11 protein-coding genes are annotated in these 14,492 nt (G+C 62.3%); 8 read left to right on the forward strand and 3 right to left on the reverse strand.

All coding sequences use genetic code 11. From position 1 onward, the window contains the following. Position 1 precedes the first annotated feature (1 nt). Positions 2–1,063 carry a tRNA preQ1(34) S-adenosylmethionine ribosyltransferase-isomerase QueA gene (queA, locus tag OO015_RS01525; RefSeq protein ID WP_265941004.1) on the forward strand — a complete coding sequence of 354 codons (1,062 nt, stop codon included), beginning with the start codon at positions 2–4 and terminating at the stop codon, positions 1,061–1,063. 100 nt (positions 1,064–1,163) lie between these two features. Here queA and OO015_RS01530 read toward each other — a convergent pair whose 3' ends face one another. Continuing rightward, a complete protein-coding gene (locus tag OO015_RS01530; protein WP_265939107.1) occupies positions 1,164–1,757 on the reverse strand; it encodes a hypothetical protein in 594 nt (197 codons plus the stop codon). A 158-nt stretch (positions 1,758–1,915) separates the two neighbouring features. Between OO015_RS01530 and dnaN the strand changes: the two genes are divergently transcribed. Both dnaN and recF read left to right on the forward strand, forming a co-directional pair. Then, complete coding sequence (dnaN, locus tag OO015_RS01535) at positions 1,916–3,058, forward strand: DNA polymerase III subunit beta (protein WP_265939109.1); 1,143 nt, start codon at positions 1,916–1,918, stop codon at positions 3,056–3,058. Positions 3,059–3,131: 73 nt separating this feature from the next. Continuing rightward, entirely contained in the window at positions 3,132–4,328 is a 1,197-nt protein-coding gene (recF, locus tag OO015_RS01540; RefSeq protein WP_265939111.1) for a DNA replication/repair protein RecF, read from the forward strand. Between the two features lie 8 nt (positions 4,329–4,336). On the opposite strand, the gene OO015_RS01545 is transcribed toward recF, so the two are convergent. Then, positions 4,337–5,515, reverse strand: coding sequence for an acetyl-CoA C-acetyltransferase (locus tag OO015_RS01545; protein ID WP_265939115.1), 1,179 nt, complete (start codon positions 5,513–5,515; stop codon positions 4,337–4,339). Between the two features lie 88 nt (positions 5,516–5,603). Next, positions 5,604–7,592 (reverse strand): acetate--CoA ligase, encoded by a 1,989-nt coding sequence (gene acs, locus OO015_RS01550; protein ID WP_265939117.1) that lies wholly within the window; start codon positions 7,590–7,592, stop codon positions 5,604–5,606. Between the two features lie 481 nt (positions 7,593–8,073). Here acs and coxB point away from each other — a divergent pair, with 481 nt between their 5' ends. From coxB to OO015_RS01575, 5 genes are all read left to right on the forward strand, one after another. Continuing rightward, on the forward strand, positions 8,074–9,171 hold the full coding sequence (gene coxB / locus OO015_RS01555; protein WP_265939119.1) for a cytochrome c oxidase subunit II: 1,098 nt from the start codon (positions 8,074–8,076) through the stop codon (positions 9,169–9,171). 133 nt (positions 9,172–9,304) lie between these two features. After that, positions 9,305–11,224 (forward strand): cytochrome c oxidase subunit I, encoded by a 1,920-nt coding sequence (ctaD, locus tag OO015_RS01560; RefSeq protein WP_265939122.1) that lies wholly within the window; start codon positions 9,305–9,307, stop codon positions 11,222–11,224. An 84-nt stretch (positions 11,225–11,308) separates the two neighbouring features. Further along, complete coding sequence (locus tag OO015_RS01565; protein WP_265939124.1) at positions 11,309–11,914, forward strand: cytochrome c oxidase subunit 3; 606 nt, start codon at positions 11,309–11,311, stop codon at positions 11,912–11,914. A gap of 36 nt (positions 11,915–11,950) precedes the next feature. Next, on the forward strand, positions 11,951–12,268 hold the full coding sequence (locus OO015_RS01570; protein ID WP_265939126.1) for a cytochrome C oxidase subunit IV family protein: 318 nt from the start codon (positions 11,951–11,953) through the stop codon (positions 12,266–12,268). Positions 12,269–12,418: 150 nt separating this feature from the next. Further along, on the forward strand, positions 12,419–14,479 hold the full coding sequence (locus tag OO015_RS01575) for a sodium-translocating pyrophosphatase (protein WP_265939128.1): 2,061 nt from the start codon (positions 12,419–12,421) through the stop codon (positions 14,477–14,479). Positions 14,480–14,492 lie beyond the last annotated feature (13 nt).

Genomic DNA, 14,492 nt, shown 5'->3' on the forward strand with positions numbered 1-14,492 from the left:
GATGAATGAGGAATTGACCTACCTGCTGGATGAGTACGACTACGAACTACCAGAAGAACTGATCGCTCAGGAACCGATCGAACCTCGTGACGCGGCTCGTCTCATGGTCGTCCGCCGCACGACCAGAACGATCGAACATCGTATCTTCCGTGAACTCCCGTCGCTGCTCGATCCCGGTGACCTCCTCGTCGTGAATGACTCGCGTGTCCTCCCTGCCCGGCTGTTCGGCATGCGGCACACTGGCGGCAAAGTGGAGATCCTCCTCGTCCAACCGCTGGAAGGCACGGTGACGTGGCTGGTCTTGGCACGACCAGCTCGCCGTTTACGACCAGGGGAAACCGTCGCGATCCTCCCGCGCGATGGTACTGCAGCAGATCCAGCGTCAGCACGGATCGTCGAGCGACGCAGCGGGGGACAGGTCGTCGTCGAGCTCGATCCCATCGTCGCCGAGCGCCTCGACGCCTACGGTCATGTTCCGCTTCCTCCGTACATTCGGAAGCCTCTGCACGATCCTGAGCGGTACCAGACGGTCTATGCGACCCACCCGGGTTCGGTGGCTGCCCCGACCGCTGGGCTCCATTTCACCGAGCGGCTGCTCGCTGAACTGCGTGACCGCGGTATCGACATCGTCCCGTTGACGCTTCATGTCGGTATCGGAACATTCAAGCCGATCGAAGTCAAGGACGTCCGCCTCCACACGATGCATGCGGAGAGGTACCGCGTGCCCGCTGCGACGATCGACGCGATCCATCGAACGAAACGGACAGGGAAGCGCGTCGTCGCAGTCGGCACGACCGCTGCCCGCACGCTCGAATCGATCGCCGACGCGCTCGAGCGCGGCGAGGCTCGCGAGCTGACGGGTTGGACCGACCTGTATATTTACCCAGGCTACCGCTGGCGCGTTGTCGATGCGTTGATCACGAACTTTCACCTCCCCCGTAGCACGCTCATGCTGTTGGTCGCGAGCTTCGCCGGTCGAGACCTCATCCTCGAGGCTTACCGGGAAGCGGTTCGTGAGCGCTATCGTTTCTACAGCTTCGGCGACGCCATGCTGATTCTGTAGGAACTCCTTTCCCTCACACCGCGAAAGTAATACGGGCAGGAACACCCCGCCCCGACGGGCAAGGCATTCCTGCCCCGCTCTGGTCAACAGGACGATCGGCTCAAGCAGCCTCGTGCGTCGTCCGGCGCTGTCGCAAGGCCTCGATCAGTGCGGAAGCATCCTGCCGAGCGAGCTCCTCCAGCCCCACCCCGTACTGCTCGCGGGCCTGCGCATCCAGCTCGTCCTCGCTCATCCCCAGACGCCGAGCCATATCGCGCAGGTATTCGAGCTGTCGCGGTGTAGCCCGACCGCTGCCACGGCGACCGCCCAGTCGGCTCACGTCCACCGGCGTGTCTACAACCCGCTGTTCCGCAGCCCCGAATTCGAAATCCGGGCAGAACTGCGTGCCGTACCCGAGAGCAGCCAAGGCACGTCCGAGTGCCTTCGTCTCCGCTTTCTCCAAATAGTCCGTGAAGTCTTCAGCCGATTCGCTGCCCCATCCGGTTGCCGAGCCGCCACCCGGTATCCGCACACGAGCTCGGAAGACCGCCACGCCGTCGCGGTGCTCCACGAGTTCGGTCTCGATCTCGCCGTCCGGATGATCGGTCCGGAACCAGAGGAGTCGCCACTTGACCTCGAGGTAGTCGTTCCCGTTGACCTTCATCAGGAACTTCGACGGGTCGAACGCCTGCCGCTCGTTTCGGTCTGCTGCCATGGTCTTCGCTCCGTTCCGATATACCAGAACATCTGTGCTAATCGTAGCACCGGATGCGACCACTGTCAATGGACTGCCCGACCGTCTGCATGCGACAGGGCATCTCGCTGCTATAATTGCGCCAGGATCGTGTACGGACACCCAGGAGGGGGCTTCCGGTGGAGTTGCGGTGCCAACAAGCGGATCTGGATCAGGCATTGCATCTCGTTTCCCGCGCGGTGGCGCGCCGATCGACGTTGCCGATTTTGAGTAACGTGCTCCTCGATGCCACTGAAAGTGCCCTCCGTCTCACCGCGACCAATCTCGAGATTGCACTCAGTGTCTCGCTTCCTGCCGAGGTGCGAGAAACGGGACAATTGAGCGTACGCGCTGACGTTTTTACTGACTTCGTCGGAAGCCTGCCTCGTCAGGACGTTCTTCTCAGCGCCCCCTCGGGAACGACCGATCTCCGCGTCACCTGTGGCACCTCGAAGGCTCGTATCCCCGGCATTCCGGCTGAAGACTTCCCCACGATCGCCCGGATCGGTGATCAGCCTCCAACGGCTCTCGTCGACACGCAAGCGCTGCGGGACGCAGTGAGCCAAGTCGTTTTCGCAGCGGCAACCGACGACAGTCGTCCCGTCCTCTCGGGTGTTCTGCTCGAATTCCGAGGGGACGAACTCACCCTGGCAGCTGCCGACGGGTTTCGCCTCTCGGTGCGCACACTCGCGCTGCAACAACCCGCTGCGACCGACCTCGCGATCATCGTGCCAGCCAAAGCCCTCGCCGAGCTCGCGCGCGTGGCCGGCGAGAGCGAGGAAGCACTGCAGTTACTGGTCACGCCGAATCGCAGTCAGCTGCTCGCCCGGAGCGGCCGTCTCGAATTCCTGTCCCGTCTGATCGACGGCACGTTCCCTGAGTTCCGCCAGATCATCCCGAGGCAGTGGAAGACACGCGTGACGGTCGACCGCGAAGCATTCCTCGCAGCGGCGCGGCGAGCCAAGATCTTCGCCCAGTCCAACAACGAGGTCGTAAAATTGCAGTTCGTGCCCGGCGATTCCGAACTCGATCCCGGTTCGATGGTTGTCTCGGCTCACGCTGCGGATGCCGGCGACGCCGAAGACGTGCTGCCAGCGCGTGTCGAGGGCCCACAGGCGACCATCGCGTTCAACGGTCGCTACCTCACCGACGTCCTTTCGGTCACGAAGGCAGCCGAGATCACTATCGAGATGACGTCGTCCAACGCAGCAGGCGTCTTCCGTCCAGTCGGCGACGAGACGTTCCTGCACGTCGTCATGCCGATGGTGATCGGTACGGCGTAGCGTTCCCGCCACACCTGTGCTGTTCGTCAGTTATCGCCCCTTCCCCCACATCACCTGGGGTAAGGCAGGAACGATGCGTATCAGTCGGCTCGAGCTGGAAGAGTTTCGCTGCTTCCGCAGCTTGTCGCTGGATATTCCGCCTGCTGGATTCCGTCTCTTCGGGAAGAACGGCTCCGGCAAAACGAGTCTGATCGAAGCGCTGTACCTCCTCGCCACCACGCGCTCGTTTCGCACCACGACGGAGCGGTACCTCATCCATCGCGAGAGCGCCCGGGAGTTCGGTTTGCAACCGTACGCCCGCGTCGCTGCTCACCTGGCGTCCCCCGAAGGCGACCGTACGGCCGAAATCGTGCTTCGCCTCGACCCTTCCACGCTGACGATTACCAAGCGATACCGCCGCGACGGCCGACCGGTCAGAGCGATGGATTTCGTCGGCACCGTCCGGGTCGTCCTGTTTTCACCCGAAGACATCGAGCTGGTGACCGGTAGTCCATCGATACGCCGCCGCTACCTCGACGTGATTCTCTCGACGATCGACGCGACGTACCTGCGCGCTCTGGCTCAGTACGCCCGCATACTGGAGCACCGCAATAGCTTGCTCAAACAGCTCGCCGGCAAGGATCGACGTACGATCGACGACGAACTCGCCTTCTGGGACGAGCAGCTGGTCACGTTCGGGAGTTACCTCATCGTCGCCCGCTACCGGTTCCTGGCCAAGTGGGACGAGACGGTGAGCGAGCGCTTCCGCGAGCTCACCACTGGGAACCAACTCCTCACGACGCGGTACAGCTGTAGCCTGTCTATCCCACCCATTGTCGAAGCGGAACTCACCGAGCGACCGCTTCCCGATGCTCAGGCAACGCTCAGTCCGCTTTACCGTGAGGCACTCGAGCAACTCCGGGCCGACGAGATTCGCCGGGGCAGCACGCTCCTCGGCCCGCACCGGGACGATCTCGTCTGGCTTCTCGACGACGAACCGCTCGTTGCGGTCGGTTCTCGCGGTCTCCAGCGCCTTGCCGTCCTGGCCGGGAAGCTCGCCGAGATCACCACGATCCAGCACGCGACCGGCGACTGGCCCATCTTGCTGCTCGACGACGTGCTCTCCGAACTCGATAGCGGGCACCGGGCTCGTTTATCGACGACACTCGCTGCATTTCCAGCGCAGCGAATCATCACGGCCGCCGACCGGGCTCCGCTCGAACGACCCGAGTTCGCTGCTCTCCCGCTCGCTGTCCTCGATGAGGCGCAGCGTCGTATCTCCTTCGTCTGAAGCACGGATCACGGTCGTTCCACGATCATCGCGATCCCCATCCCACCCCCGATGCAGAGTGCCGCCGCGCCGTAGCGTCCTCCGGTTCTCCGCAGCGCGTGGACGAGCGTGACGAGGATCCGCGCACCGCTCGCCCCGATCGGGTGCCCCAAGGCGATCGCCCCGCCGTAAATGTTCAGCTTTCTCCCATCGATGCCCAATTCCCGTTGGACCGCGAGAACCTGCACAGCGAACGCCTCGTTCACCTCGAACAAGTCGATATCGCCGATGCGGAGTCCGATCCGCGCGAGAGCCTCGCGAAGCGCCGGGATCGGACCGAGCCCCATGACGCGCGGCGAGACACCTGCCCACGCCCACGAGCGAATGATCGCAAGTGGTTCCAAGCCCAACTCGCGCGCACGCTCCTCGGCCATGACCACGAGCGCCGCCGCTCCATCGTTGATCCCGGAAGCATTCCCTGCCGTCACTGTACCCTGCGGGTCGAAGACCGGACGGAGTCGCTGCAAGGCCTCGAACGTAGTGTCGGGCCGCAGATGCTCGTCCCGCTCGAAACGGTCCGTGCCACGCGCTCCCTCCACCTCCACAGGGACGATTTCGTCAGCGAAAATCCCTTCATCCCAGGCACGGGCAGCGCGACGCTGACTCTCGAGCGCGTATCGATCCTGCTCCTCCCGACTGATCGCATACTCACGGGCGATGTTCTCGGCTGTGACCCCCATGTGACAATCGTAGAAGGCATCGGTGAGACCATCCGACAACATCGAGTCGACCAGTGTCCCATGCCCTAATCGATAGCCGAAACGCGCACCTTTCAAGAGATAGGGCGCTTGGGACATGCTCTCCATCCCACCGGCGACGACGATCTCTGCGTCCCCGATCGCGATCGCCTGCGCTGCTGTTGCAACTGCACGGAGTCCGGAACCACAGACCATATTGACGGTCATTGCCGGCACCGACTCCGGAATCCCCGCGGCGATCGCTGCGCGGCGTGCTGGGTTCATCCCTTGGCCAGCCTGCAGGACATTACCGAGGACGACGTCATCGACCGCAGTGGGTTCCAGGGCCACGCTCCGCAAGGCGTCCACGATGACCGTTGCCCCGAGCTTCCAGGCTGGGACATCCTTCAACGCACCACCGAAACGACCGATCGGTGTCCGCACAGCGCTGACGATGACCGGAACCGCCATTTCGCACCTCACAACGCTCCACTAGGGTTCAGAAAATGCTTGCGGCGGGGAGAGCCCCCGCCGCAAGCCGATCAGGACGACACCGTCGCTAGGCCTGCTCGCCGTGTTCCGCGATCCACGTTCGCTTGATCTCCTCGACGACGGCGGGATCGGTCAGCGTCGTCGTGTCGCCCAGCACCCGCCCTTCGGCGATGTCGCGGAGCAAGCGTCGCATGATCTTCGCACTCCGCGTCTTCGGTAGGTCGGCGACGAAGATCACCCGCTCCGGCCGTGCGATCGGCCCGATCGTCTCCGCGACGTGCTGCCGAAGTTCCTCGGCGAGCTGCTCGCTCGGTGTGTAGCCAGCCCGCACACTGACGAACGCGACCGGCACCTGCCCCTTGATCTCGTGGCTCACCCCGATCACCGCGGCTTCAGCGACTGCGGGATGCGCCACCAGCGCGCTCTCGAGCTCCATCGTGCCCAGCCGGTGCCCCGCCACGTTGAGCACATCATCCACCCGGCCGAGGATCCAGTAGTAACCGTCTCCGTCGCGCTTCGCACCGTCACCGGTCACGTAGATCGACGGCCCGTACTTCGAGAAGTAGGTCTTGACGTAGCGGTCGGGATCCCCCCACAGCGTGCGCGAGATCGCCGGCCACGGCCGCCGGATGACGAGATAGCCTCCTTGTCCGACCGGAACGGGATTGCCCGCTTCGTCGAGGATATCCGGCTCGATGCCGGGGAACGGCAAGGTCGCCGAACCCGGCTTCGTCGTCGTGAGGCCGGGGAGCGGTGTGATCAGGGTCATGCCGGTCTCGGTCTGCCACCAGGTATCGACGATCGGGCAGCGCCCTCCACCGATCTGCTGGTGGTACCACATCCAGGCTTCCGGATTGATCGGTTCTCCGACCGTGCCGAGGAGCCGCAAGCTCGAGAGATCATGCCGGGCCGGATACTCGGGCCCCCAGCGCATGAATTGCCGGATCGCCGTCGGCGACGTATAGAGGATCGTCACATGCCGCCGCTCGACGATATCCCAGAAGCGGTCCTTGTCGGGCCAGTCCGGCGATCCTTCGTACATCACAACAGTCGCCCCATTGGCGAGCGGCCCGTAGACGATGTAGCTGTGACCAGTGACCCAGCCGATATCGGCTGTGCACCAGTAGATATCATCCGGCTTGAGATCGAACACCCACTTTGACGTGATGTAGACACCGGTGAGATAGCCACCGGTCGTGTGTAGCTGCCCCTTCGGCTTACCGGTCGTCCCGGAGGTATAGAGGAGATACAGCGGATGCTCGCTGTCGAGCGACTCGGGCGGACAGTAGCGATCTCGAACCGTCGCGAGGAGGTCGTGCCACCAGAGATCGCGACCGTCCTGCATCGGGACCGGTTGGCTCGCTCCGACTCGGCGGACGACCACGACCTTCTCGACCGACGGACACCGCTCGAGCGCCTTGTCGGCGATTTCCTTGAGTGGAATCACGCGGCCACGGCGATAGCCGCCATCAGCCGTGATGAGGAGCCGAGCGCCGCAGTCGTTGATCCGGTCTGCCAACGCATCGGCACTGAACCCCGCGAACACGACCGAGTGGGGTGCCCCGATCCGGGCACAAGCCAGCATCGCGATCGGCAACTCCGGGATCATCGGGAGATAGATAGCGACACGGTCTCCTTTTTGGATGCCGAGCTGCCGCAGCGCGAGAGCCACACGGTTGACCTCGCGGTAGAGGTCCTGATAGGTCAGGACACGCTCGTCGCCAGGCTCGCCCTCCCAGATGATGGCCGCTTTCGTCCGGCGTCCAGCGCGCACATGCCGATCGACGCAGTTGACCGATGCATTGAGCTTGCCACCGACGAACCATTTGACCCACGGCGGGTTCCATTCCAGAACGGTATGCCAGGGCTCGTCCCACTCGAGCTCCCGCGCGATCGCAGCCCAGAACCCTTCGGGATCCTGGCGTGCCCGCTCGTAGATGGTGGGATCGTTGATGTTCGCTTGGGCTGCAAACTCAGGCGGTGGCGGGAAACGGCGCGTTTCGACGAGCAACCCCTCGATCGCTCCGGCAGCACCCGTTCCGACCTGATCCGGCATGGTCGCCTCCCTTCGTTTCCGACAGCGCGGTCGTGCGAGTAGGACCGATAACGATGCATGGATTCTTGTCCCTAGTCTAGCCGATCCGGTCTCCGTGACACAAGCCACGATTGGCATACCATCGGATCACTCGACGCTCTGGGCTCCTTCGCTCGCGTGCAACACAACTGTGCCCTCGTCGAAACGGTGGTTCTCCCAGCCCCTGCCTGCCCGCGAAAAGACACGAGCAGAGCAGCTGCACACCTCCCTTCTTCCAGATCTCTTCCATCCGAGCGCAGCCGTATCGTGCACGATCCACGGCTGCGCATGTTCGAGTGAGCACGGCTGGTACCGTGTGGTATTCTGTAGTGAGATGACGGATCGTCCGGCTCGGCCTGTGAACATCGTGACAGCATTCACCAATGAGGGTAGAATAGGCCGCGAGGTGGTGACTCGCACGGTTACACAGGGTCGGCGCTGTTGCGGGGAAGGGGCAGAAAGCGTGAAGCGATGGCAGCGAACAAGTCGGCGATGGCGGTGGATCTGGTTCTTTCCACTCGTCGCTTTTCCTGCGTTCGCGAGCGGTTGTGGGGTGATCGGCGGCAAGATCGCGTCGACATCGGATCCCGCAGGTGACCAAGCGAGGAAGATCTGGGACCTCTTCGTCGTACCGGTCTGGTGGCTGACCGCCGCGGTTTTCCTCTTGGTCACGGTCTGGATGCTGCTCAATATCGCTCGCTTTCGCCGCAAGCCAGGTGACACGCGTATTCCCCCACAGGTGCATGGAAATACGAGGCTCGAAATTGCCTGGACGCTCATTCCGGCGGTTATTCTCGCTTTGATCGCGATTCCCTCGACGCGGCTCATCTTCGAACTGAACCGCGACCCCGGCCCCGCGAGCGATGCATTGCGCGTGCAGGTCATCGGCCACCAGTGGTGGTGGGAGTTCCGCTATCCGGAATACGGCATCGTCACCGCGGGTGACCTGCACCTGGTCGTCGGCCGACCAGTCGTGCTCAAAATTACGTCGCAGGACGTTATCCACTCGTTCTGGCCACCTCGTCTCGCTGGGAAAGTCGACGCCGTTCCCGGTCGGGAGAACACCATGGTCTTTACCCCAGAGGAGACCGGCGTTATCTATGGCCAGTGTGCGGAGCTGTGTGGTGCGCAGCACGCCCACATGCAGTTCCGCGTGGTGGTGCAGACGCAAGAAGAGTTCGACGCCTGGGTGGCTAAACACAAGCAACCGGTGCCGCAGCCTGAGCAGGGTACCCTTGCTGCGACAGGAAAGCAGCTGTTCGAAGGTGAAGCCGGCTGCACGGGCTGTCATTCGGTCAACCCCACCTATGATCCCAGCACACCGATCAACAAGCCCCTCATGATCGGCCCCAACCTCGCCTATGTCAGCGAGCGTCACACACTCGCTGCTTTCGAGACGAACACACGGGAAAATCTACACCAGTGGATCGCGCAGACGTGCGATGTGAAGCCCTATTCGGTCATGTGTGAGAAGTGGCGGAGGATCAGAGCGCAGCAGAATATGGTGCTCACCGAAGACCAGGTCAACGCGATCGTCGCCTACCTCGAATCCTTGCGTTGATGTTCGGGTCGACATGGCGGAGCAGGGAGAACCGGGAGTGGAGTAAATGCGGAAAACGAGTCGCACCATCGATCCAAAACGTCGGAACCCGACGACAGTGAAGACAGCCCAGTGAGGGATTCGGGAGGGCAGCATGGCTGAGGCAGCGATTCGACTCGAACGAGCGGAATACCGGCGATCAGCACTGGTCGAGTGGTTGACGACGGTCGACCATAAGAAGATCGGCATCCTGTATTACTGGACGTCGATCATCTACCTCTTACTAGCGGGCTTCCTCGCTCTACTCATGCGCATCCAGCTCGCTCAGCCGAACATGCACTTCCTGGGTCCCAAGACCTACAACGAAGTGATGACGATGCACGGGACCATGATGATCTTCGCGGTCGCCATGCCCCTGAACGCAGCATTCTTCAACATCGCGGTCCCGCTCATGATCGGCGCCCGGGACGTCGCGTTCCCGCGGCTCAACGCCTTCTCCTACTGGTCCTTCCTCTTCGGTTCGCTCTTGATGTGGTCGAGCTTTCTCTTCGGCCATGCACCGGATGCCGGCTGGTTCGGCTACGCGAACCTCTCCAGCAGCCGGCTCTACTCGGCCGGTCCAGGCCTTGACTTCTGGGATCTCGGACTTCAGGTTCTCGGTATCAGTTCGATTGCGGGCGCGCTGAACTTCTTCGTCACGATCGTCAACATGCGCGCTCCGGGCATGTCGCTCATGCGGATGCCCGTCTATGTCTGGATGGTCCTCGTCACGGCAGTGCTCATTTTGCTCGCCTTCCCCTCGCTGACGGTCGGCCTCTTCCTGATCATGTTCGATCGGTTCTTCAATACCAACTTCTTCAACCCGCTCCACGGCGGCGACCCGGTGATCTGGCAGCACCTGTTCTGGATCTTCGGGCATCCTGAGGTCTACATCCTCGTCTTGCCCCCGATGGGAATCATCTCCGAGATCCTTCCCACCTTCTCGCGCAAGCCGCTCTTTGGTGCACCGTTTGTCATCTTCGCCGGTATTGCGATCGCCTTCTTGAGCTTCTTCGTCTGGGCGCACCACATGTTCACGGTCGGCCTCGGGCCGGTGCCCAATGCGCTCTTTGCGGCATCGACCATGATGATCGGAATCCCAACCGGCGTGAAGGTTTTCAACTGGCTGGCCACGATGTGGGGTGGGTCCATCGACTTCAAGGCACCGATGAAATTTGCCGCTGCTGCTGTCTGGCTCCTGATGATGGGTGGTGTCACCGGCGTCATGCACGCGACCGTACCGCTCGACTACCAGCAGCAGGACTCCTATTTCATCGTTGCCCATTTCCACTACATCATCTTCGGTGTCATTGTCATGGCCCTGCTCGGTGCAACCTACTACTGGTTCCCCAAGATGTACGGACGCCTGCTCGATGAGCGACTCGGTACTGTCCACTTCTGGTTGACCTTCCTCGCGATGAACCTCACCTTCTTCCCGATGCACTTCGTCGGACTCGACGGCATGCCGCGTCGCTACTTCACCTACTCAGCGGAGACGGGCTGGGGCACCTGGAACCTGGTCATCACGGTCGGTGCGTTCATCCTCGGGTTCTCGCAGCTCCTGCTCCTCGTGAACGTGATCAAGACGCTGCGCCAGCCAGCGACTGCACCCGCCGATCCATGGGACGGTCGCACACTCGAGTGGTCGATCCCCTCACCGCCACCGGCCTACAACTTCGCGGTGATTCCGACCGTCCGAGGGCGTGACGCCTTCTGGATCGAGAAGTACGGTGACGGGCACCATGCGGCGACCGATACGACACAGCGACGCACTGTACCGGTTCACCGCGACAATCCTGGCCACGGTCTTCCGGCAGGCGTCCATTTGCCCAAGCCGTCCTGGTGGCCGATGATCGTCTCGGCCGGACTCACGGCGATGGCAGCGGGCATGATCATGCATGGAACAGAAACGCTCGGGGCCATCGGATTCCCGATCGTCGGACTCGGTGCGTTCGTCGTCTTCTTCGGTCTCCTCGGTTGGCATTTCGAGCCAGCGATCGAGCACGTCGAGCACCAGGAAGTTCATGCGGCGTGAGTGTGCGGGTGTGACGGAGACCTCACTCCGTCACACCCTTCTCGTGCGAGAGACCGTACGGTGTTTCGGGGGAGGGTTAGTGCAGTGAGCCACGCACAGGCAGCAGCGTCGCACCCGGTCGAGGAACACACGACGACCGGAATCTCCCACAATCGGTTGATGATGTGGACCTTCCTCGCGAGCGACTGCATGTTCTTCGGCTCGCTCATCTGGGTCTATTTCGCCTACCGTGGTCGCTACTTCGAACCGCCCTACCCGCGTGACGTGCTCGATATTCCCTACACGTCGGTCTCGGCTGCCGTCCTCCTGCTTTCGAGCTTCGCCATCGTCATGGCACTCACGGCACTCGAGCGGGCCGACATGAAGGGCTTTCGTGGCTGGTTGCTCGGCACAATCCTCCTCGGTGCGCTCTTCCTCGGTGGTCAGTACTACGAGTTCACGACCTTCTATCATGAGGGGTTAACACTGACTTCCAATCTCTTCGGAACGACCTTCTTCGTGCTCACCGGCTTCCACGGTACGCACGTCTTCATCGGGATCGTCTGGCTCCTCGTTCAATGGCTGCTCTCGCTCTTCGGGAAGCTCACGCCCGCGCATGTCGAGCGCTTCTTCGTTACGACCCTCTATTGGCACTTCGTCGATATCGTGTGGATCATCATCTTCATGTTGGTGTATCTCATGCCATACTGATGGCACCGTACGGTTCTTGACGGGAGGAGCGAGCGAATGCACGACCAGTCGACTGCCCACGCCCAGCCTGGACCGGCAACCTGGATCCGTGTCCTCATCCTGCTCACGATCGCAACCGTTCTCGAGGTGCTCACCTATGCCCTCGAATCGACCCTCGGTGCCCTGACCGCTCCGATCCTGATCGTGTTCGCGATCGTCAAGTTCGTTCTCGTGGTGGCCTACTACATGCACCTCAAGTTCGACAATCGTATCCTCACGGGAATCTTCGCGTGGGGTATGCTCATCGCGATCAGTATCTTCGCTGCGATGGCCGCACTCTATCATATCTATGGCCAACCACTGTTGACACCGTAGCGCGCGATCGGCATATTCTCGACTTGTCGCCCTCCGGCCATGATGGCACCATCTGGCCGGAGTCTCGTGTGTCCGGACGACGTTGAGTCCGATCTGACCGGGGACGAGAGCAACCGATGTCGAGTCCGATTAGGGAGGGGTGACAGGACGATGGAGAATACGGCACTCTATCTCGCTCTCGCTGCTGCCCTTCTAGCGGTCTTGTACGGCGTGTTCCTCATCCGCTGGGTCCTCGCCCAGCCTCGAGGAGACGAGCGGATGCAAGCCATCGCCTCCGCCATCCAGGAGGGCGCCGAGGCCTATATGCGTCGACAGTACAGCCTGGTCGCCATCGTTGCCGTGATCGTCGCGCTCATCCTCGGCCTGGCAGTCGACTGGACGACCGCGATCGGCTTCCTCGTCGGTGCCGTGGCATCCGGCCTCGCCGGATTCATCGGCATGTCGATCGCCGTCCGAGCGAATGTCCGCACTGCCGAGGCAGCCAAGCGCGGACTCGAGCAGGCGCTTGCCGTTGCATTCCGCGGTGGCGCGGTAACCGGACTTCTGGTGGCCGGTCTCGGTCTCCTCTCGGTCACGGTCTTCTATCTCCTCACTCGGAACGTGACGGCCCTCGTCGGTTTGGGCTTCGGTGGGAGCTTGATTTCCGTCTTCGCGCGTATCGGCGGAGGTATTTACACGAAAGCAGCGGACGTCGGTGCTGACCTCGTCGGCAAAGTCGAGGCTGGTATCCCGGAGGATGACCCGCGGAACCCCGCCGTCATCGCCGACAACGTGGGTGACAACGTCGGGGACTGTGCTGGGATGGCGGCTGACCTCTTCGAGACGTACGCGGTGACCGCGATCGCTGCCATGCTCCTCGGTCACCTCGTCTTCGGCACCGAAGTCGCCGTCGTCTACCCGCTCGCACTCGGCGCGGTCTCCATCGTCACCTCTATCATCGGCACCTTCTTCGTCCGCCTCGACCGCAGTGGCTCGATCATGCGCGCCCTCTACAAGGGCGTCATCGCCGCGATGCTGTTGGCAGCGATTCTCTTCTTTCCGGTCACCGCCTGGCTCATGAGCGACAATCAAGTGGTGACCGATGGGCCGGTCTCGCTCTTCGGCCTTACCTTCTCGCTGTCCGCGACTGCGAAGCTCTGGTTGAGTGCACTCGTCGGGCTGGTCGTTACCATCGGGATGGTCGTCTTCACCGAGTACTTCACCTCGGAAAAGTACAGCCCGGTCAAGCGTATCGCCACTGCATCGGAAACCGGCCATGCCACGAACATCATCTCCGGCCTCGCTGTCTCGATGCAAGCCACCTTCCCACCGATCGTTCTGATCGCTCTGGCCATTTATGTCGCGTACAGTCTCACCTACAACCCGGATGTCGCGCATAGTGGGCTCTACGGTCTGGCAGTCGCCGCGATGGCCATGCTCTCGATGACAGGGATGATCGTTGCTGTCGACTCCTTCGGGCCGATCACCGACAACGCTGGCGGCATCGCCGAGATGGCCGAGTTACCGGATGAAGTGCGTGCGGTCACTGATCCGCTCGATGCTGTCGGGAATACGACCAAGGCGGTCACCAAAGCCTACGCGATCGGCTCAGCTGGTCTCGCCGCGTTGGTGCTGTTCGCCTCGTACTACCTCGAGCTTTCGGAGCAACTCGTCTTCGAACTCTCCAATCCGCGTGTGGTCATCGGCGTCTTCATCGGCGCAGCTCTTCCCTACTTCTTCGCGAGCTTTCTCATGGAGGCGGTCGGTAAGGCCGGTGGTGCTGTCGTCCAAGAGGTACGCCGGCAGTTCCGCGAGATCCCGGGCCTGCTCGAAGGCCGTGCCCGGCCCGAATACGGCCGCGCGGTCGACATCGTGACGCGCGAAGCGCTGCGCCAGATGCTCACGCCCGTCCTCGTGACTGTGCTGGCTCCGATCATCGTCGCGTTGCTGCTCGGCAAGGAGGGTCTGGGTGGCCTTCTCATCGGGTCGATCGTGACCGGTCTCTTCGTCGCGATCTCGATGACGACCGGCGGAGCTGCCTGGGATAACGCCAAGAAGTTCATCGAAGCTGGCGCACACGGCGGGAAGGGAAGCTTCGCCCATCAGGCCGCTGTGACCGGCGACACCGTGGGTGACCCGTACAAGGACACTGCTGGCCCAGCCATCAACCCGATGATCAAGGTGGTCAACATTGTCGCGTTGCTGATCGTCAAGGCGCTCGGCTGGGGCTGATCATCGAACCGCG

Origin of the sequence: Thermomicrobium sp. 4228-Ro (assembly GCF_026241205.1) — a bacterium.
GTDB lineage: Bacteria > Chloroflexota > Chloroflexia > Thermomicrobiales > Thermomicrobiaceae > Thermomicrobium.

Excerpts from the sequence above, each read along its gene's own strand:
- queA (WP_265941004.1), top strand. The coding sequence starts at position 2 with ATGAATGAGGAATTGACCTACCTGCTGGATGAGTACGACTACGAACTA.
- OO015_RS01530 (WP_265939107.1), bottom strand. The coding sequence starts at position 1,757 with ATGGCAGCAGACCGAAACGAGCGGCAGGCGTTCGACCCGTCGAAGTTC.
- recF (WP_265939111.1), top strand. The coding sequence starts at position 3,132 with ATGCGTATCAGTCGGCTCGAGCTGGAAGAGTTTCGCTGCTTCCGCAGC.
- OO015_RS01545 (WP_265939115.1), bottom strand. The coding sequence starts at position 5,515 with ATGGCGGTTCCGGTCATCGTCAGCGCTGTGCGGACACCGATCGGTCGT.
- acs (WP_265939117.1), bottom strand. The coding sequence starts at position 7,592 with ATGCCGGATCAGGTCGGAACGGGTGCTGCCGGAGCGATCGAGGGGTTG.
- ctaD (WP_265939122.1), top strand. The coding sequence starts at position 9,305 with ATGGCTGAGGCAGCGATTCGACTCGAACGAGCGGAATACCGGCGATCA.
- OO015_RS01570 (WP_265939126.1), top strand. The coding sequence starts at position 11,951 with ATGCACGACCAGTCGACTGCCCACGCCCAGCCTGGACCGGCAACCTGG.
- OO015_RS01575 (WP_265939128.1), top strand. The coding sequence starts at position 12,419 with ATGGAGAATACGGCACTCTATCTCGCTCTCGCTGCTGCCCTTCTAGCG.